The organism is Erythrobacter sanguineus, assembly GCF_900143235.1.
Classification (GTDB): Bacteria; Pseudomonadota; Alphaproteobacteria; order Sphingomonadales; family Sphingomonadaceae; genus Erythrobacter; species Erythrobacter sanguineus.
In genome coordinates, this window is the sequence record NZ_FRDF01000009.1 from 41524 (window position 1) to 58587 (window position 17064).

The 17064-nt window shown below is 64.5% G+C and carries 18 protein-coding genes and 1 tRNA gene; 12 read left to right on the forward strand and 7 right to left on the reverse strand.

Annotated elements, in window-relative coordinates:
* Positions 1-11 precede the first annotated feature (11 nt).
* The 8 genes from BUA05_RS08605 to BUA05_RS08640 all read left to right on the forward strand — a co-directional run bounded on the left by BUA05_RS08605 (position 12) and on the right by BUA05_RS08640 (position 6883).
* Positions 12-3212 carry an intermembrane phospholipid transport protein YdbH family protein gene (locus BUA05_RS08605; RefSeq protein WP_158093699.1) on the forward strand — a complete coding sequence of 1067 codons (3201 nt, stop codon included), beginning with the start codon at positions 12-14 and terminating at the stop codon, positions 3210-3212.
* Positions 3213-3316: 104 nt separating this feature from the next.
* Positions 3317-3487, forward strand: a complete 171-nt coding sequence (locus BUA05_RS08610; protein WP_072674417.1) for a YnbE family lipoprotein — start codon at positions 3317-3319, stop codon at positions 3485-3487.
* Between the two features lie 97 nt (positions 3488-3584).
* Positions 3585-3968 carry a YdbL family probable chaperone protein gene (locus BUA05_RS08615; RefSeq protein ID WP_086616541.1) on the forward strand — a complete coding sequence of 128 codons (384 nt, stop codon included), beginning with the start codon at positions 3585-3587 and terminating at the stop codon, positions 3966-3968.
* A 320-nt stretch (positions 3969-4288) separates the two neighbouring features.
* Positions 4289-4636, forward strand: coding sequence for an AtpZ/AtpI family protein (locus BUA05_RS08620; protein WP_072674266.1), 348 nt, complete (start codon positions 4289-4291; stop codon positions 4634-4636).
* A gap of 101 nt (positions 4637-4737) precedes the next feature.
* On the forward strand, positions 4738-5499 hold the full coding sequence (locus BUA05_RS08625; RefSeq protein ID WP_072674419.1) for a F0F1 ATP synthase subunit A: 762 nt from the start codon (positions 4738-4740) through the stop codon (positions 5497-5499).
* 67 nt (positions 5500-5566) lie between these two features.
* Complete coding sequence (locus tag BUA05_RS08630; RefSeq protein WP_036800778.1) at positions 5567-5791, forward strand: F0F1 ATP synthase subunit C; 225 nt, start codon at positions 5567-5569, stop codon at positions 5789-5791.
* A gap of 74 nt (positions 5792-5865) precedes the next feature.
* Positions 5866-6360 carry a F0F1 ATP synthase subunit B family protein gene (locus BUA05_RS08635; RefSeq protein WP_072674267.1) on the forward strand — a complete coding sequence of 165 codons (495 nt, stop codon included), beginning with the start codon at positions 5866-5868 and terminating at the stop codon, positions 6358-6360.
* Positions 6353-6883 (forward strand): F0F1 ATP synthase subunit B family protein, encoded by a 531-nt coding sequence (locus BUA05_RS08640; protein WP_072674268.1) that lies wholly within the window; start codon positions 6353-6355, stop codon positions 6881-6883. The genes BUA05_RS08635 and BUA05_RS08640 overlap by 8 nt, the downstream gene beginning before the upstream one ends.
* Before the next feature lie 64 nt (positions 6884-6947).
* Here the strand turns inward: BUA05_RS08640 and BUA05_RS08645 are convergent, their stop codons facing one another.
* The 3 genes from BUA05_RS08645 to rpsA all read right to left on the reverse strand — a co-directional run bounded on the left by BUA05_RS08645 (position 6948) and on the right by rpsA (position 10599).
* Positions 6948-7928, reverse strand: coding sequence for an NADPH:quinone oxidoreductase family protein (locus BUA05_RS08645; protein WP_072674269.1), 981 nt, complete (start codon positions 7926-7928; stop codon positions 6948-6950).
* A gap of 4 nt (positions 7929-7932) precedes the next feature.
* Positions 7933-8688 carry a hydroxyacylglutathione hydrolase gene (gene gloB / locus BUA05_RS08650; protein ID WP_072674270.1) on the reverse strand — a complete coding sequence of 252 codons (756 nt, stop codon included), beginning with the start codon at positions 8686-8688 and terminating at the stop codon, positions 7933-7935.
* 204 nt (positions 8689-8892) lie between these two features.
* Positions 8893-10599: a 30S ribosomal protein S1 gene (gene rpsA, locus BUA05_RS08655; protein WP_072674271.1), complete on the reverse strand. Its 1707-nt coding sequence runs from the start codon at positions 10597-10599 to the stop codon at positions 8893-8895.
* A 304-nt stretch (positions 10600-10903) separates the two neighbouring features.
* On the opposite strand from rpsA, the gene BUA05_RS08660 reads away from it, so the two are divergent.
* Positions 10904-11458 (forward strand): hypothetical protein, encoded by a 555-nt coding sequence (locus tag BUA05_RS08660; protein ID WP_143150281.1) that lies wholly within the window; start codon positions 10904-10906, stop codon positions 11456-11458.
* A 21-nt stretch (positions 11459-11479) separates the two neighbouring features.
* Here the strand turns inward: BUA05_RS08660 and cmk are convergent, their stop codons facing one another.
* From cmk to aroA, 4 genes are read right to left on the reverse strand one after another with little or no spacing between them, the layout of a single operon-like run.
* On the reverse strand, positions 11480-12103 hold the full coding sequence (cmk, locus tag BUA05_RS08665; protein WP_072674273.1) for a (d)CMP kinase: 624 nt from the start codon (positions 12101-12103) through the stop codon (positions 11480-11482).
* Positions 12100-13128, reverse strand: coding sequence for a proline iminopeptidase-family hydrolase (locus BUA05_RS08670; RefSeq protein WP_072674274.1), 1029 nt, complete (start codon positions 13126-13128; stop codon positions 12100-12102). Before BUA05_RS08670 ends, cmk begins: the two co-directional genes overlap by 4 nt.
* Positions 13125-13394 carry a CBU_0592 family membrane protein gene (locus BUA05_RS08675; RefSeq protein WP_072674275.1) on the reverse strand — a complete coding sequence of 90 codons (270 nt, stop codon included), beginning with the start codon at positions 13392-13394 and terminating at the stop codon, positions 13125-13127. Before BUA05_RS08675 ends, BUA05_RS08670 begins: the two co-directional genes overlap by 4 nt.
* Positions 13391-14710: a 3-phosphoshikimate 1-carboxyvinyltransferase gene (gene aroA, locus BUA05_RS08680; RefSeq protein WP_072674421.1), complete on the reverse strand. Its 1320-nt coding sequence runs from the start codon at positions 14708-14710 to the stop codon at positions 13391-13393. Before aroA ends, BUA05_RS08675 begins: the two co-directional genes overlap by 4 nt.
* Before the next feature lie 184 nt (positions 14711-14894).
* Here aroA and BUA05_RS08685 point away from each other — a divergent pair, with 184 nt between their 5' ends.
* From BUA05_RS08685 to ffh, 3 genes are all read left to right on the forward strand, one after another.
* On the forward strand, positions 14895-15236 hold the full coding sequence (locus BUA05_RS08685) for a TIGR02300 family protein (RefSeq protein ID WP_072674423.1): 342 nt from the start codon (positions 14895-14897) through the stop codon (positions 15234-15236).
* Positions 15237-15322: 86 nt separating this feature from the next.
* Positions 15323-15398 (forward strand) — tRNA-Ala (locus BUA05_RS08690).
* 130 nt (positions 15399-15528) lie between these two features.
* Positions 15529-17007 carry a signal recognition particle protein gene (ffh, locus tag BUA05_RS08695; RefSeq protein WP_072674425.1) on the forward strand — a complete coding sequence of 493 codons (1479 nt, stop codon included), beginning with the start codon at positions 15529-15531 and terminating at the stop codon, positions 17005-17007.
* Positions 17008-17064 lie beyond the last annotated feature (57 nt).

The window sequence follows — 17064 nt, forward strand, 5'->3', positions numbered from 1 at the left end:
GAATAATGGCGGTGCCTGACACGCAAGACGAAACTTCCCCGCCAGCGGCCCGTCGCCGCTTTTGGCCCCATCGCTGGCGCACCCGAATCGGCCTTGGCGGTGTCGCGCTGGCGCTGGCGGCAGGCGGTGCGACATGGGTTGATCGTGAGCGGATCGCGGGCGATTTTCTGGATGATTACCTCGCCGAAAATGGCGTCCCTGCCACTTATGACATCATTGCCATCGGCCCGCGCACGCAGGTGATCGAAAATCTCGTGGTCGGCGATCCGGCGCGGCCCGATCTCACCGCGCGGCGGATGGTGGTCGAACTCGGCGTTGGCTGGGAGGGGCCGCAAGTGCAGCGGGTGCGGGTGGACGGCGCGCGGCTGGATGCAACTTATCGTGCCGGGCGGTTCAGCCTCGGAGCGCTCGATCCGCTGGTGTTTACCGGCAGCACCGCGCCGCCGGCGCTGCCCGCAGTCGAACTGGTGCTGCACGATGCGCGGGCGCGGCTGACCAGCGATTATGGCGCAGTCGGCGTGAAGATCGAAGGCGCCGGGCAGCTGGATGATGGTTTTGTAGGAACGCTGGCCGCGACCGCGCCGGGGATCGGGATTGAGGGCTGCCGCGCCGACAGCGCGACGCTTTATGCCAAGCTCTCGACTTCCGGCGGCTCCTCGCTGCTTGACGGTCCGCTGCGGCTCGGCGGCGTCGCTTGCAGCGGGGCAAGGATGGCGCGCGCTGATATCGGCACCAAGATCGCCCTTGCGCCCGATTTTGCCGGGGCCGACGGGGACTTCGCGGTGGCAGGTTCGGGGCTGGCGCTGGACACCATCACCGGTACGGCGCTGGATGGAACCGGGCGGCTGACATGGTCGGACAAGGGGATTGTGCTGGCGCATGATCTGGCGCTGACCGGGCTGGCCGCGCCGCAGGGCCGGCTTACGCGGCTGGCCGCCGAAGGGACATGGCGCGGCGGCAGCGATTTTGTGCTGGGCGAATGGCAGGGGCGGTTGACTGGCGAGGGACTGGCTGCCGATGCGGCGCTGGGCGATCAGCTTGCGGCAGCCGGACGCGGGCTTGAAGGAACCTTGATCGCCGCGCTTGTCGCCAAGGCGCGTGGCGGGTTGTCGCAGGCGCTTGATGGTGCGGGCTTTGCCGTCGATGCGATCATGCGCCGCAAGACGGCGGAGCTGGCGCTGATCATCCCCGATGCCGCGCTGACCAGCCGCGCGGGCGAACGGGTGCTGGCGCTCTCGCAGGTCAGCGCCGGGGTGGCAGACGGCGGGCTTACGGGCTTGCGCGGCAATCTGCTGGTCGGCGGTGCGGGCCTGCCTTCGATCAACGGGCGGATGGAGCAGGGCGCGGACGGGGGCTGGGTTCTTCGCATGGCAATGGCCGAATATCGCGCCGGGGCAAACCGGCTGGCGATCCCGCGCCTGAGCCTGCAACAGGAGCGCAGCGGCGCGCTGCGGTTTGAAGGGCTGGTGACCGCCAGCGGCGATCTGCCGGGCGGGACGGTGAACGGGATCGACCTGCCGCTCGAAGGGCGCTGGTCTGCGGCTGGCGGCCTGATGCTGGGGACGCGCTGCATGCCGCTGCGGTTCAAGTCGCTGGCGCTGTCGGGTCTGGAACTGGCAGGTCAGGAACTGACGCTTTGCCCGGAAGGCAGCGCGCCAATGCTGGCCTATGCCGATGGTCTGACACTGGCCGCCCGCAGCGGGCCAATGGTGCTGACAGGCAAGCTGGGGGATAGCCCGGCAAGGCTTGCGGCCGAAAGCCTCGCGCTGCGTTATCCCGCGCCGTTCCTTGCACAAGGGCTGTCCGCCCGCATCGGCGCACCGGGCAGCGAAGCGCGGTTCACCGCTGCCAGCCTTGACGGCAGCCTTGTGGGGCCGATCGGCGGCGCGTTTGCTGGCGGGGCGGCGCGGCTTGATGCGATGCCGTTCGATTTTGGCGCGCTGGCGGCGCGCTGGTCATTCGCCGACGGCGTGCTGCGCGTGGACGAAGGCGCCTTCATCCTCAACGACCGTCCGCCTGAGGGGGCTGCGCGTTTCGTTCCGCTCGCCGTGCGCGGAGCGACAATGACGCTGGCCGATAACGCCATCCGCGCACGCGCCGCGCTGCGCCATCCGGCCTCCGACCGGCTGGTGGCCGAAGTCACGATCGACCACGATCTTGCCAGCGCCGCAGGCAGCGCGCGGCTTGGCGTGCCGGGCCTTGTTTTCGATGAAGGGCTGCAGCCTGAAAACCTCTCTTATCTTGCCGAGGATCTGATTGTCTTTGCCAACGGGACAGTGACCGGCAAGGGCCGGATCGACTGGACCGGCGACGACATTACCAGCAGCGGCACCTTTGCCAGCGACAGGTTCGATTTCGCCGCGCCCTTTGGCCCGGTGCGCGGATTGAAGGGACAGGTGGTTTTCACCGATCTCGTCAACCTCACCACCGCGCCCGATCAAGTTGTCACCATCGATGCGATCAACCCCGGTATTGAAGTGCTGGCCGGCCAGCTGCGCTTTGCGATCGAGGCGGGCACGCTGCTGCGGCTCGATGATGCGCGCTTCCCGTTCATGGGGGGGCAATTGGTGATGCGCCCGCTGATGATGGATTTCTCGCAGCCCGAGGAACGCCGTTACATCTTCGAACTCATCGGTCTTGATGCCGCGACCTTCGTGGCCGAAATGGAACTGACCAACCTTTCCGCCACCGGCACATTTGATGGCACGGTGCCGATCATCTTCGATGCCAACGGCAATGGCCGGATCGAACGCGGACTGCTGCTGAGCCGGGCAGGCGGCGGCAATGTCGCCTATATCGGCGAGCTGACCTACGAAGACCTTGGCACGATGGGCAATTATGCCTTCTCGGCGCTGCGCTCGCTCGATTACCGGCAGATGAGCGTCGGGCTCAATGGCAGGCTGGCGGGCGAGATCATCACCAATTTCGATTTCGACGGGGTGCGGCAGGGCGAGGGCACTAGCCGCAACTTCGTCACCCGCCGCATTTCCCGCCTGCCGATCCGGTTCAAGGTCAATGTACGATCGGAAAATTTCTACGAGCTGGCGATGATGGTGCGTTCGTTCTGGGACATCGATGCCATCGGCAATCCGGTCGATCGCGGTTTGATCAAGGTCGAGGGTGGCCGTTTCGTTCCCGCCAATCCCGTTTCGCCTCTTTCAGCCCCTTCGGGCAAATCCGTTCAACCTCCTGAAAGCGAAGACCAGCCATGAACCACTGCGAATTGACCGCGCAACTGCGCGCTGCCACACCCGCCGGCATCTTGCGGGGAGGGCAGGCGCGGATGGCACAGCGAGGATATGGAAAGCCCGGGGCCATGATGGCAGCAGCGGCGATCCTTTCGGCAGGGCTGGGCGGCTGCATTAATATCGCCGCGCCCGATCAGCCGATCGTGATCGAGCTGAACATCAACATCCGGCAGGAAGTGATTTACCGTCTGGCCGAGGACGCGGCCAACACGATTGACGAGAACGCGGATATTTTTTGAAGACCTACCGCTTCGCTACTTGAGGGGCGATTTGTTTGGAGGGCCTACCGCTTCGCTACTTGAGGCTTGGTTAGTCTGGTTTTCTTGAGGAGGAATGATGATGCGCAGTTCGATGCTTGCAGGGATTACCGCACTGGCGGCGCTTGGTCTGGTGGCCGGCCCGGCGCTGGCCCAGCGCGATCCCGCCTATGCTGCGGCACGCGGCGCGGGCAAGGTTGGCGAACAGCCCGATGGCTATCTCGGCATTGTCGGCGCGGCTGATCCTGCCTTGCAGCGGCTGGTCGACAACATCAATATCAAGCGCCGCGCGGTCTATGCCGAAAAGGCGAAGGAAAACAACGCAACGCTTGAAGCCTATGCGCTGACCGCGGGGTGTCAGGCAATCGCCCGCACCGCGCCGGGGGAGAAATATCGTGCGCCCGATGGCAGCTGGCAGACGCGGACGGCCGCTGCTCCCACCCGGGATCCGCGTTGTCCCTGATGTTTTGCGTGCCTGCCTCCGCGGGCGCACCTGCGGGCGGGCGGTCGCCCTTGCGGCCCGCCCTTTGACGGGCCGGAACAGTTCCAAACCCCGGGTCTGGTGATGCATCGGCCTCGCCAGTCACCGCAAGCAGCGACGCGCTCAAAGGGAGTCTGAGCGAGGATTTCGCATCGCAGAGGCGGTGCAGAATACAAAGGTTCGCAACTGCACAAACAAACCCCGCCCCATGTTGACACGTTTGTGCCCCCCTTCTAAGGGGGCGGCGCCCTCGGCGGGAACCTTGTTGCGCGTGCCTTGTCGTTCCCCTTTCGGAGCATGGCATGAGCGATGAGAAACCCGCCCGAGAACCTATCGACGAGGATGCGCGGATTGATGCGCTCGAAGCGCGGCTAAAGTCCGCACGCGAGCGCGAAGAACAGCGCAACCGGCCGAAGGTGCAGGGGGCCGACGCGAATTATCGCAGCGGCAACCGTGCACTGGCCAACCTCCTCGGCGGGATCATCGGTGGCTTGGTGATCGGCTTCGCAGTGGATGCGCTGGCCGGGATCGCGCCCTGGGGCCTGTTGACCGGACTGTTCCTCGGGACGGCGTCGGCCTTCAGAAGCATCATCCTTGCGGCGAATACGCGTCCCGCAGAGCCGTCCGAAGGGCAGGATAAAGAGGGTTAGACCCCTGTTTGACCCGCCTTAGGCTCCGTTTGGGGCGCGTTTCATGTGAAACATTTGAGGACCGACACACCGTGGCAGCCGAAGAAGGCAAGGTCGATCCGATGAAGCAGTTCACCATCGAGCCCCTGCTGGGGTCTGACTGGCAACTTGCTGACGGGTTCAACATAGCGTTCACCAATTCCGCGTTGTGGATGGCGTTGACCGCTGTCCTCGTCTGGGTCTTTGTCGCGGGCGGCATGAAGCGCGAGCTGGTGCCGGGGCGCTGGCAGATGGCGGTCGAAAGCATGACCGGCTTCATCGACGACATGCTCGAAGCCAATATCGGCAAGGCCGGGCGCAAATATGTGCCCTATATCTTCACCCTGTTCATGTTCATCCTGTTCGGCAACCTGCTTGGTCTGGTGCCGGTCGGCGTGATTCCCGGGGTTCATGCCTTCACCTTCACCAGCCATTTCACCGTAACCGGCGTGCTGGCGATCATGAGCTTCTCGATCGTGCTGATCGTCGGTTTCGCCAAGCACGGGTTCCACTTCTTCTCGCTGTTCGTTCCCAAGGACACGCCGTTTCTGATGGCGATCTTCATCGCCCCGATCGAGTTTGTGTCCTTCATGGTGCGCCCCTTCAGCCTCGCACTGCGGCTGTTCGTGGCGATGATGGCGGGCCACGTGCTGCTCAAGGTGCTGGCAAGCTTCGTGATCGCCGGCGGGGGCGCGGGCCTTGGCCTTGGCGCACTGGTCGGCGTGCCGAGCTTCATCCTGATGGTGGCGATCAGCGCGCTGGAAATCCTTGTCGCGGGAATTCAGGCCTATGTCTTTGCGCTGCTGACCTCGCTCTACATCAACGACGCGGAAAACCTTCACTGAGGCCGCCTCGCAGGCGATCTTCAAAACCCTCACCAACCATCGAATTTATCTCAAGGAGTTTACTACCATGGACGCACAAGCTGCAGCTCTTCTGGGTGCCGGTCTCGCGGCGATCGGCGCGGGTCTTGCCGCGCTCGGCGTGGGCAACGTGTTCGCATCGTTCCTCGAAGGCGCGCTGCGCAATCCGGGTGCCGCTGATGCCCAGCAGGGCCGCCTGTTCATCGGCTTCGCGGCTGCCGAACTGCTCGGCCTGCTGGCCTTCGTCATCGCCGTTCTGCTGATCTTCAACTGAGATCGACGATCCGGAAGCGCCGGGCGTGCACGGGCTTGACCCGTCCGGCCGGCGCTTCAGAATAAAGGCGGACCATGCCCCAGATTGCCCAAATCGCTGACACTCTGACAAGCCAGGTGTTCTGGCTTCTGTTGTTCTTCGGCCTGACCTTCATCGTTGTGGGGCTGGGCATGGTGCCGAAAGTCATGGGCACGGTTGACCTGCGCGACCAGCAGATCGCGGCTGACCTTGCTGCCGCACAGGCGGCACGCGATGCTGCCGACAGCGAAGAAGCCGCCTGGCGCAAGCGCGAGAATGAAAATCGCGCTGCCGCCCAGGCTCTGATCGCCAAGGCCAAGGCCAAGGCCGCCACGGCAAACCAGACCAAGCTGGCCAAGGCACAGGCGCGGCTCGATGCCCGGCTTGCCGAGGCCGAAGCCGGGATCAATGCTGCCCGGGCCAGCGCAATGGCCGAAATCGAAGGCGTTGCCGCCGATGCCGCGCGCGATATCGTCGCCCGGATTGCCGGCGCTGAAATCGAACCCGCTGCGGCTGAGGCTGCGGTCAAGGAGGTGATGGCTCATGGCTGACATTCTCACCCTGCTGGCGAGCGGTGCCGAAGGCTATGCCGAACCCGCCGTGTTCGGGCTCGATTCCTACCAGTGGGTCGCGCTGGCGATGCTTGTGCTGATCGCGGTGTTCGTGTGGAAAAAGGTCCCCGGCATTGTCACCGGCGGGCTCGACTCCCGGATTGCCGAAATCCGTGCCGCGCTTGACGACGCCAAGAGCTTGCGCGCCGAGGCAGAGGCTTTGCGGGCCGAATATACCGCCAAGATCGCCAGCGCTGAAAAAGACGCCGAGGCGATGCTGGACGGAGCCCGCGAAGAGGCTGACGCGATCCTCGCCAAGGCCGAGGCTGACAGCAAGGTGATGGTCGCCCGCCGCCAGCGCATGGCCGAAGACAAGATCGCCGCTGCCGAACGTGCCGCAGTGGCCGAAGTCAAGGCAAGCGCAGTTTCCGCTGCTGCGGCTGCTTCCAAATTGCTGATCGCCAAGGCCCACGACAAGAAGGCCGACAGGAAACTCGCCGACGAGGTGATTTCCTCGCTCTGAGTGGGTGACAATTTCCGATTGTAGGGGGGCGGTCTGATCGGGCCGCCCCTTTTTCGTGGGCGCATCAGCCGCCCGGTTGGAACACCACCTTGCCCACCAGTTCGCGCCTTGCCATCGCATCAAAGCCCTCGCGCCAGCGCGACAGCGGCAGCACCCGGTCGATTGCGGGCGTTATCTTGCCCGCCTCGGCCAGCGCGGCGATGGCCTGGGTGATGGCGCGGCCCCTTTCTGGAAAGCGGCGGGCATATTCGCCCGCGCGCAGACCCACGACTGAAAACCCCTTGATCAGCGGGATGTTGGTGGCGATGTCGGCAATCCGGCCCGAGGTGAAGCCCACCACCATCAGCTTGCCGCCAAAGGCGACGCAGCGGGTCGATTCGTCGAACACATCGCCGCCGACCGGGTCGAACACGATATCGGCCAGCCTGCCGCCGGTGATTTCTCCCACCGCCTCGCGGAAACGCCCTTCGGCGCTAATCACCGCGTCAGGCTGGACGAGGGCGGCGATACGGTCGGCCTTTGGGGGGCTGCCGGTGGTTGCGATCACCCGCGCGCCCAGCGCTATCGCCAGATCGCAGGCGGCAAGGCCGACCCCGCCGCTTGCGCCGTGGACCAGCACCCACTGGCCCTGCTTCAGGCCGCCAAGTTCGACCAGCCCGGTATACGCGGTCGAATAGGCTGCGCCCATGGCGGCTGCGGCGGGAAAATCCATGCCGCGCGGCATGGGCGAAAGCTTGCCGGCAGGCATGCTGGCAAACGCGGCAAAGGCGCCGGTCTTGTTGCCCCCCATAACCTTGTCGCCGGGTGCAAAACCGCTGGCGGGATCCGCCTCCAGCACCTCGCCTGCAAATTCCAGCCCGCTGGTAAAGGGCACGTCCGGCTTGAACTGGTATTTCCCGCGGGTCATCAGCAGATCGGGAAAGTTGAGCGAGGCCGCGCGCACCTGCACCAGCACCTCGCCGGCTGCACGAACGGGTGCGGGGATATCGGCGAGAACGACGCCGGAGAGATCCTCCGAAAGGCGTTCGACCCTGAGGGCCTGCATGGTGCTAGAAATTGTCCTTGGCGGCCCGTAGCGCCGCAAAGGTCTGGTGAGGCGCGCTGCCGCCCCACTTTGCCATCATCGCCGGATCATCGGCGCGCAGGAACGGGTTGGTGGCCAGTTCGCGCTTGAGCGTGGTCGGCACGGTCCATTCATCGCGCGCACGCTTGGCGGCGATTTCTTGGGTGTAGGCTTGCAGCGCGGCGTTCTCCGGGTCCGCGTGGAGCGCGAATTTCGCGTTGGAGGCGGTATATTCGTGCGCGCAATAAAGCAGGGTTTCGGGCGGCAGCGCCTTGATGCGCTTGAGGCTCGCCCAGAACTGCGCAGGCTCACCTTCGAACATCCGCCCGCAACCAAGCGCAAAAACACTATCGCCGACGAAGGCAACGCCTGCATCGGCCATGTGGAAGGCGATGTGGCCATTGGTGTGGCCCGAAACGTCGATAACCTGCGCCTTCTCCTCGCCCAGCGTCACGGTATCACCATGTGCGACAATGGTATCGATCGGGAACTTGCCCTCTATCTCCGCCGGGCCGGTGATGGTGCAGCCGGTTGCGTCCTTGATCGCCGCGTTGCCGCCGGCATGATCGGGGTGCCAGTGGGTGTTCCAGATCTGGGTGATGCGCCAGCCTTTCAAATCGGCCTGGCGCAGATACTCCCGGGCGTCGGGGGTATCGATGGCCGCGGTTTCGTGGCTGTCGGTGTCGTGGACGAGATAGCCGTAGTTGTCGCTAAGGCAGGGGAACTGGTGAACATGGATCATGCGGCATACCTTACAGCCGCAGGTCCCAAAGGAAAAGGCCCGCCTGCCAAAGCAAGCGGGCCTTTTCCTGTCTGCGTCGGATTGAATGTGCGGCTACGGCACCACAGGTGCCGCAAGGCCGACCGGCCGCCCGCAGGTGCTCGCGCACAGCGCGAAACAGCACCGATGACGCTCCCGCCGAGGCGGGATCGTCGATCAGGGCAATCAGTCGTCCTTGCGCTTGAGCGCTTCGCCGAGGATGTCGCCCAGCGATGCGCCGCTGTCGGACGAGCCGAACTGCTGCACGGCTTCCTTTTCTTCGGCGATCTGACGCGCCTTGATCGAAAAGTTGGGCTTCTTCGAACGGTCGAAGCCGATCACCATCGCATCGATCTTGCTGCCGACCTGGAAGCGGTCGGGGCGCTGTTCGTCGCGGTCGCGCCCAAGGTCGCTGCGCTTGATGAAGCCGGTCGCACCATCTTCGCCAACCTGCACTTCCAGCCCGCCGTCGCGCACTTCGAGCACGATGACGGTGACGGTCTGGTTCTTGCGCAAGGCGCCCCCGGTCGAGGCACCTTCAGCCGAAGGCGCGCCCTTTTCGAGCTGCTTCATGCCGAGGCTAATGCGTTCCTTGTCGACATCGACATCGAGCACCACGGCCTTGACCATTTCGCCCTTGCGGTGAAGCGCCAGCGCGTCTTCGCCCGAAATGCCCCATGCGATATCGGACATGTGGACCATGCCATCGACATCGCCGTCGAGGCCGACGAACAGGCCGAATTCGGTCGCGTTCTTGACTTCGCCTTCCACGACCGCGCCGACGGGGTGCTTTTCAGCAAACTCGTCCCACGGATTGCGCTGGGCCTGCTTCAAACCGAGGCTGATGCGGCGCTTGTCGCTGTCGACTTCCAGCACCATCACTTCGACTTCCTGCGAAGTCGACACGATCTTGCCCGGATGGACGTTCTTCTTGGTCCAGCTCATTTCCGAAACGTGGACAAGCCCTTCGATCCCGGACTCGAGTTCGACAAAGGCGCCGTATTCGGTGATGTTGGTAACCTGACCCGACAGCTTCATGCCCACCGGATACTTGGCGGCAACGCCATCCCACGGATCGCTTTCTAGCTGCTTCATGCCGAGGCTGATGCGCTGCGTATCGGCGTTGATGCGCACGATCTGCACGGTCACGGTGTCACCGATATTGATGACCTCGCTGGGGTGGTTGACGCGCTTGTAGCTCATGTCGGTGACATGCAGCAGGCCGTCAATACCGCCGAGATCGACGAAGGCACCGTAATCGGTGATGTTCTTGACCACGCCGTCGATCACCTGACCTTCGGCCAGATCGTTGATCAACTCGCTGCGCTGTTCGGCGCGAGTTTCTTCGAGCACCGCGCGGCGCGAGACAACGATATTGCCGCGGCGGCGATCCATCTTGAGGATCTGGAACGGCTGGGGAATGTCCATCAGCGGGGTGACATCGCGCACCGGGCGGATATCGACCTGGCTGCCGGGCAGGAAGGCCACGGCGCCATCGAGGTCGACGGTGAAGCCGCCCTTGACCCGGCCGAAGATGCGGCCTTCGACGCGCTTGCCTTCGCCGAATTCGCTTTCCAGCTTGTCCCACGCGGCTTCGCGGCGGGCGCGGTCGCGGCTGAGCATGGCTTCGCCATCGGCGTTCTCGACGCGGTCAACGAAGACTTCGACTTCGCCGCCGACGGTCAGGCCGTGATCGTCTTCGCCACGCGAAAATTCCTTGAGGGGGATGCGGCCTTCGCTCTTGAGGCCGACGTCGATCACGGCAAAGCCGTTTTCGATCGCGGTGACGGTTCCCTTGACGACGCGGCCTTCAAAGCCATCTTCGCCGGCACCGCCGAGTTGTTCATTGAGCAGCGCTTCAAAGTCAGCGCGGGTGGGCATCTGGGTTGCCATTGTTCAGGTGAATCCTGTTTACTTCGTTGTGCTACCGGCCACCGGTTTTTCCGGGGTCTTAAACTGCTTCCCGCGCACCATTGCGGGGGCTGGCAGGGCAAGAGGCCGACTTCTCCGCGAGGCCGGATGCCGCCGCGAAGGTCCTTCAACCGATAAAGATTGCGAGAACGGCCGCGCGCCTAGGTGAGGCGGCGGCGAAAAGCAAGGAAAACCGCCTTCGGCAAGCCCGGGCGGCAAAGGGGTTTGTTAAGCATGCCGAGCTAGGAACCGCACTGACCCTTCAGCCAGACCGGGGACCATGATCATGTTGACCACACGGAAATCCGCAAGTCTTTTCGGGGCGCTGCTGGCCGGATGTGCCATGTTGAGCGCCTGCGGCGCAGATGCCGATGTCTATGCCATTCCCCTTGCAGAGGCGAAGGCAAGGATTGCCAGCACCAAGGCATCGTACAAGGCCGGATCGCAAACCCGATGGATGCGCTCCGCAGGGGTGGCCGCCGATGGCTTGCGGGTGAAGCTGTCCAACGCGGGCACATATTCGTCATCCTGCGTCGTGCGTTTCGAGACGGTGGGTTCCGACAAGACCCGCATCACACCCGACTGCGGCGATACAGGCGCGGCCATCACCGATGCGGGCGTTCAATTCTTCGAACGTGAAATCGCCGCCCTTGTCCGCCAGACCCTGACGGGCGAGCCGGTCGATGCCGAATTGCTCGGCCGAGAAATGGCGGCGATCGTGATCAAAAGCTTCCCGAAAATGCAGAAGGAAGGTTTTGAGGCCGACGAAAAATGGGTCGAGGCGCAGAAAGAGGCTGCAATCCAGCGGGCCGAAGACCAGAAGGCTGGCTGGGCCGACTGACGCGCAAAGCGACGGCTGGCCTTAGTGCCTCAAACGTTCCTCGACCGCCTCGATCGCTGCCTCGATCGCCTGATCGCGGCTGAAATGGGTCGTGTCGATCACCAGCGCATCGGATGCGGCGTGCAAGGGGGCGTCGGCGCGGCCCATGTCGCGCGCATCGCGTGCGGCGATGTCGCGCTCGATGGCGGCAAGGGCCGTCTCGATCCCCCGGCCCTGCAGTTCCAGCCACCGCCGGCGGGCGCGTTCCTGCACGCTGGCGGTAACATAAAGCTTCACCACGGCTTCAGGCGCAATCACCGTACCGATATCGCGCCCGTCCAGCACCGCGCCGCCTGGTTGCAGCGCAAAGGCGCGCTGGCGTTCATACAGGGCCTGGCGCACCGCCGGATGCACCGAAACCCGGCTGGCCAACCCGCCGACCTGTTCTGAGCGCAAGCTGTCCTCATCAAGCAGGCTGCCGGCAAAATCGCATCCGGCCATGGCATCTTGCAGATTATCGGGATTGCCGCCCTTGTCCTGCACCTGCCATCCAACCGCACGGTAAAGCAGCCCGGTATCGAGGTGCGGCAGGCCGAAATGCGCGGCCAGCGCCTTGGCGATGGTGCCCTTTCCCGATGCGGTCGGCCCGTCGACGGCGATGATCATTCGGCGCTGCTCATGCGCGCGTCGATGCGGGTCATCCAGTCGCGGTAGATCGCCTCGGCGATTGTGGGCCGTTCCGAGATGAACGCGTGCGATCCGCCCGGTACCACGGCCAGCTCCGCGCCGGGGGTGAGCGCGGCGAAATCCTGCACGGTGTCGATCCGCGCTTCGTCATACTGGCCGATCACGAACAGCACCCGCTTGCCATCGACCCGTGATAGCAAGGGCGATGCATCATAATTCGCCAGCGAGCCCGAGGCGCGGAATTCGGTCGGCCCCCACATCGCATTATACACCGCCGCGTTGAACCCCTTGCCGCCATAGCGCGCACGATAGGCGACCGCTTCGGGCGAAGGGGCAGGCCTGTCGGGGCGGCCATTATAGGCGCTGTAGAAGGCGTCGGTGGCGGGCTTGCACACCTCGGGGCCGGGCGGGGTGGGGCCTTCGCAGGCGCGGATTGCGGCAGCCACGTCATCCGGCAGGTCGCGGATCAGCAGGTTGGTGCCGGTGATCCAGTGCGCGGTTGAAAGAAAGGTGCCGCTCAAAACGGCAGATGCGGTGTGCTGCGGATAGGCGGCGGCATATTCAAGCGCTAATGCCGACCCCCAGCTGTGGCCGACGACATGCCAGCGTTCGACCCCCAGCGCCTGCCGGATCGCTTCCAGTTCGGCCACGAAGCGTTCGGGCCGCCAGTTGGCGGGGTTTTCAGGCCGGTCTGACATGCCGCTGTCGAGCTGGTCGTACAGGATCACCGGGCGCTGGTCGGCAAGGCTCAGAAGCCCGCCGAAACCAATATGCGTGCCGCCGGGGCCGCCGTGAATGAAGATCGCGGGCGGCGCGCCTTCATCAATGGTGCCGTTGACCCTGACCCAGACCTGCCCGCCTTCGACCGCGATTCGGTGTTCGGAGGTGGGCGCAGACCAGTCCGCTGCCGGATCGGCCGGCAGCGCAGCACCCTGCGCCAGAGCGGCAGCGGGCAGCAATGCCAAGGCGGCCAGCAGCGCGGCGCGCAAGGGGGCCGTGGTCATGTCGGTTCTCCTGTCGATGGACGTCGATGCCATGCGCGCACCAGTCCGAAGATCGCAATCGACGCCCAGAACCCTTCCAGCATCAGGCTCGCCCAGTTGGTGTGTACCAGCAGTGATATGGTCAGCAAGGCCGCGCCCAGCAGGTTCGTGCCGTGGAGCGGGAAGGGGTTGGTCGCCTTGGCCAGCGTCAGGTAGGCATAGGCGCCGATGATGCAGGCGGTGCCGCACAGGCCGACGATGCTCGCCCAGTCGAACGGGGTACTCATTGTCCCGCCTCCGCCAGCAGGCCCATGAAAGTGGGGAAGCTGGTGTTGATCGGGCTGGTATCGTCAATGCGCACCCCGTCACGGCTGGCGAGGCCGGCGATCGCCATGCTCATGGCAATGCGATGATCGAGCCGGGTGGCGACGAGCGCGCCCTCGGGCGTGCCGGCAAGAGGATCACCGCCGGTGCCGTGGATGGTGAGGCCGTCCTCGTGCTCCTCCACCCGCGCGCCTGCCAGCTTCAAGGCGGCAGCCATGACGGCAAGGCGATCAGATTCCTTGACCCGCAGTTCCTCCAGCCCGGTGGTGCGGGTGGTGCCGCTGGCCAGCGCGGCGGCGACGAACAGAACCGGGAATTCATCGATCATGCTGGGTGCAATCGCGGGGTCGATATCAATCCCGGCAAGCTGCGCATGGCGCACCTTCAGATCGGCAACCGGCTCTCCGCCAACGTCGCGTGCGTCCACTTCGGTGATGTCTGCGCCCATCTGGCGCAGCACATGCAGTAGGCCTGCGCGGGTCGGGTTGAGGCCGACATTGCGGATCGTCAGATCGCTCCCCGGCACCAAAGTGGCGGCGACCATGAAAAACGCCGCCGAGGACGGATCGCCCGGCACGGTCACATCCATCGGGCGCAAATCCGCCTCGCCATGGATGGCGATGATCCGCTCGCCGCCTTCCTCGCCCACCTCAAGCCGCGCGCCGAATCCGGTCAGCATCCGTTCGGTATGGTCACGGGTGGGGACAGGCTCGATCACGCGGGTGATGCCGGGGGTGTTGAGGCCGGCCAGCAGCACCGCGCTCTTGACCTGCGCGCTGGCAACCGGAAGCCGGTAGGTGATCGGCACGGCGGGCTGTGCGCCTCTCAGCATCAGGGGGAGGGTGCCGCCCGGCGACGCCTCGATACTTGCGCCCATTTGCATCAGCGGGTCGATCACCCGCTTCATCGGCCGGCCCGATAGGCTGGCATCGCCGGTGAATGTCGCGGTGATGGCATGGCTGGCGATCAGCCCCATCAAAAGCCGGGCCGAGGTGCCTGAATTGCCCATGTCGAGCGCGGTCTTCGGTTCGAGCAGGCTGCCGACCCCTGCGCCGTGCACGGTCCATTTGCCATCCGCGCCGCGCAGGATGCTGGCACCCAACTGGCGCATGGCGGCCGCCGTCGCCAGCACATCCTCGCCTTCGAGCAGGCCGGTGATGCGGCTCTGCCCTACGGCAAGCCCGGCGAACATCAGCGCGCGGTGGCTGATCGACTTGTCGCCCGGAACGCGGATTGTCCCGCGCAAGGGGCCGTGGGCTGCAAAGCTATGGCTGGTCATCAGGCGGCGGTCTTTGACAGCGCCCCGCGCTTCTGGCAAGGCGCGCCGCGCGCGGGCCGGGACGCTCTTGATCATGCTCTTGATAAAGAGCTTGCCGGAACCCACAAATCCTGAACAAGTCACCCGTGATTGTGCACCCGTTTCGCCCGCCCCTGCCGGGGCCGGCCTGTTTTGAGGAATGAAAATGGCAAAGCCCGAATGGGGTACCAAGCGTACCTGTCCCAAATGCGGGGAGCGGTTCTACGACCTTGGCAAGGAAGACCCGGTCACCTGCATCGAATGCGGTGAGACATGGACGCCCGAGCCGGTGCTGAAGTCCAAGCAGCCGATCCCGTTCGAGGAAGAAAAGAAGAAGAAGGATGTCGAGGCCGATGCGGATCTCGGCGGCGATGATGTCGATGAACTGGATGACATCGAGGACATTGATGACGACGGCGATTCGCCCGATAATGATGTCGATCTCGGCGGCGATGATGACCTTGGCGTATCCAAGGGCAAGGGCGACGACGACGACGACGAGAGCTGATTTAGCTCTTGCAATGGGAGGGCTGCCCCTATATTGGGCGCCTCCCGCAAGCAGGGTGAAAACCCGGTTCGCATGATGACTGTCTGGGGGCCTTAGCTCAGCTGGGAGAGCGCAACACTGGCAGTGTTGAGGTCAGCGGTTCGATCCCGCTAGGCTCCACCAGTCATTTCGATCAAAGTCGGAAAATCATCCCCAGATGGGGAATCTTCCGCAACGCTGGCTGACGAGGTTTCGTCCGCCGGCGTTTTTCGCATTTTCCGGGCGCTGCGGTTCCCGGCAGGAGAAGTTGGCGATGTTCGACACGCTGTCTGACCGTCTCGGCGGGGTCTTTGACAAGCTCAAAGGTCGCGGCGCGCTGCGTGAGCAGGATGTGCGCGATGCCATGCGCGAAGTGCGGATCGCGCTGCTTGAAGCCGACGTCGCGCTGCCCGTCGCTCGCCGTTTCATCGATGCGGTTACCGAAAAGGCGGTGGGGCAGGATGTGCTGCGTTCGGTCACGCCGGGCCAGCAGGTCATCAAGATCGTCCATGACGAGCTGATCGAAACGCTCGGCGGGGCAGAAACCGAAGGGCTGAACCTCGACGCCAAGCCGCCGGTCGTGATCATGATGGTGGGTCTGCAGGGTTCGGGCAAGACAACCACCACCGCAAAACTCGCCAAGCTGATCCGCGAACGCCACGGCAAGAAGGCGCTGATGGCCTCGCTCGACGTGAACCGTCCGGCGGCGCAGGAACAGCTCGCGGTACTGGGCGCGCAGGTCGATGTCGCCACCCTGCCGATCGTGCAGGGCCAGCAGCCGGTTGATATTGCCCGGCGCGCGATGGAATCCGCGCGGCTCCAGAATTTCGACGTGCTGCTGCTCGACACCGCAGGCCGACTGCATGTCGATAATGCGCTGATGGCCGAGATGAAGGCTGTCGCGGGTGTCTCGGCCCCGAATGAAGTGCTGCTGGTGGTGGATTCGCTAACCGGGCAGGACGCGGTCAACGTTGCGCAAAGCTTCAGCGGCGAAGTGCCGCTGACCGGTGTGGTGCTGACCCGGATGGACGGCGATGCCCGCGGCGGCGCGGCGCTGTCGATGCGGGCGGTGACCGGCAAGCCGATCAAGTTTGCAGGCACCGGCGAGAAACTCGACGCGATCGAGGTGTTCCGCCCCGGCTCAGTCGCCGACCGCATTCTCGGCATGGGCGATGTCGTCAGCCTTGTCGAAAAGGCGGCGGCGACGATCAAGGAAGAAGACGCCGAAAAGCTCGCTCGCAATTTCGAGAAGGGCAAGTTCGACCTCAATGATCTCTCCATGCAGCTGCGCCAGATGCGCAGCATGGGCGGGCTGGGGATGCTGGCGGGCATGATGCCGGGCATGAAGAAGGCCAAGGCGGCGATGGCGTCCTCGGGCATGGACGACAAGGTGCTGGTCCACATGGAAGCGATCATCGGTTCGATGACAGCCAAGGAGCGCGCCAATCCCGACCTGATGAATGCCAAGCGCAAGAAACGGGTTGCGGCAGGTAGCGGCACCGATGTGCAGACGGTCAACAAGCTGCTGAAGATGCATCAGGAAATGGCCCGCGCCATGAAGCAGATCAAGAAGATGGGCGGGTTGAAGGGCCTTGCCGCGATGTTCGGCGGCGGTGGTGGTCCGATGGGCGGCCCCGGCGGCGGAATGGGCGGCGCAGGCGGCCTTCCCGGGCTTGGCGGCCCCGGTGGTCTCGGCGGCGGGGGCATGGGCGGATTGCCCGGCCTCGGCGGCCCTCCACGAGGCAGGAAATAGGTTTCAGTTCAATAGTTTACATCGTTTTTGTCATATTATTCCAATCGAAAGGTAACA

Coding starts and splice junctions, on each gene's coding strand:
- BUA05_RS08610 (WP_072674417.1), top strand. CDS start 3,317: ATGATGGCAGCAGCGGCGATCCTTTCGGCAGGGCTGGGCGGCTGCATT.
- BUA05_RS08615 (WP_086616541.1), top strand. CDS start 3,585: ATGATGCGCAGTTCGATGCTTGCAGGGATTACCGCACTGGCGGCGCTT.
- BUA05_RS08620 (WP_072674266.1), top strand. CDS start 4,289: ATGAGCGATGAGAAACCCGCCCGAGAACCTATCGACGAGGATGCGCGG.
- BUA05_RS08625 (WP_072674419.1), top strand. CDS start 4,738: ATGAAGCAGTTCACCATCGAGCCCCTGCTGGGGTCTGACTGGCAACTT.
- BUA05_RS08630 (WP_036800778.1), top strand. CDS start 5,567: ATGGACGCACAAGCTGCAGCTCTTCTGGGTGCCGGTCTCGCGGCGATC.
- BUA05_RS08635 (WP_072674267.1), top strand. CDS start 5,866: ATGCCCCAGATTGCCCAAATCGCTGACACTCTGACAAGCCAGGTGTTC.
- BUA05_RS08640 (WP_072674268.1), top strand. CDS start 6,353: ATGGCTGACATTCTCACCCTGCTGGCGAGCGGTGCCGAAGGCTATGCC.
- BUA05_RS08645 (WP_072674269.1), bottom strand. CDS start 7,928: ATGCAGGCCCTCAGGGTCGAACGCCTTTCGGAGGATCTCTCCGGCGTC.
- gloB (WP_072674270.1), bottom strand. CDS start 8,688: ATGATCCATGTTCACCAGTTCCCCTGCCTTAGCGACAACTACGGCTAT.
- rpsA (WP_072674271.1), bottom strand. CDS start 10,599: ATGGCAACCCAGATGCCCACCCGCGCTGACTTTGAAGCGCTGCTCAAT.
- BUA05_RS08660 (WP_143150281.1), top strand. CDS start 10,904: ATGTTGACCACACGGAAATCCGCAAGTCTTTTCGGGGCGCTGCTGGCC.
- cmk (WP_072674273.1), bottom strand. CDS start 12,103: ATGATCATCGCCGTCGACGGGCCGACCGCATCGGGAAAGGGCACCATC.
- BUA05_RS08670 (WP_072674274.1), bottom strand. CDS start 13,128: ATGACCACGGCCCCCTTGCGCGCCGCGCTGCTGGCCGCCTTGGCATTG.
- BUA05_RS08675 (WP_072674275.1), bottom strand. CDS start 13,394: ATGAGTACCCCGTTCGACTGGGCGAGCATCGTCGGCCTGTGCGGCACC.
- aroA (WP_072674421.1), bottom strand. CDS start 14,710: ATGACCAGCCATAGCTTTGCAGCCCACGGCCCCTTGCGCGGGACAATC.
- BUA05_RS08685 (WP_072674423.1), top strand. CDS start 14,895: ATGGCAAAGCCCGAATGGGGTACCAAGCGTACCTGTCCCAAATGCGGG.
- ffh (WP_072674425.1), top strand. CDS start 15,529: ATGTTCGACACGCTGTCTGACCGTCTCGGCGGGGTCTTTGACAAGCTC.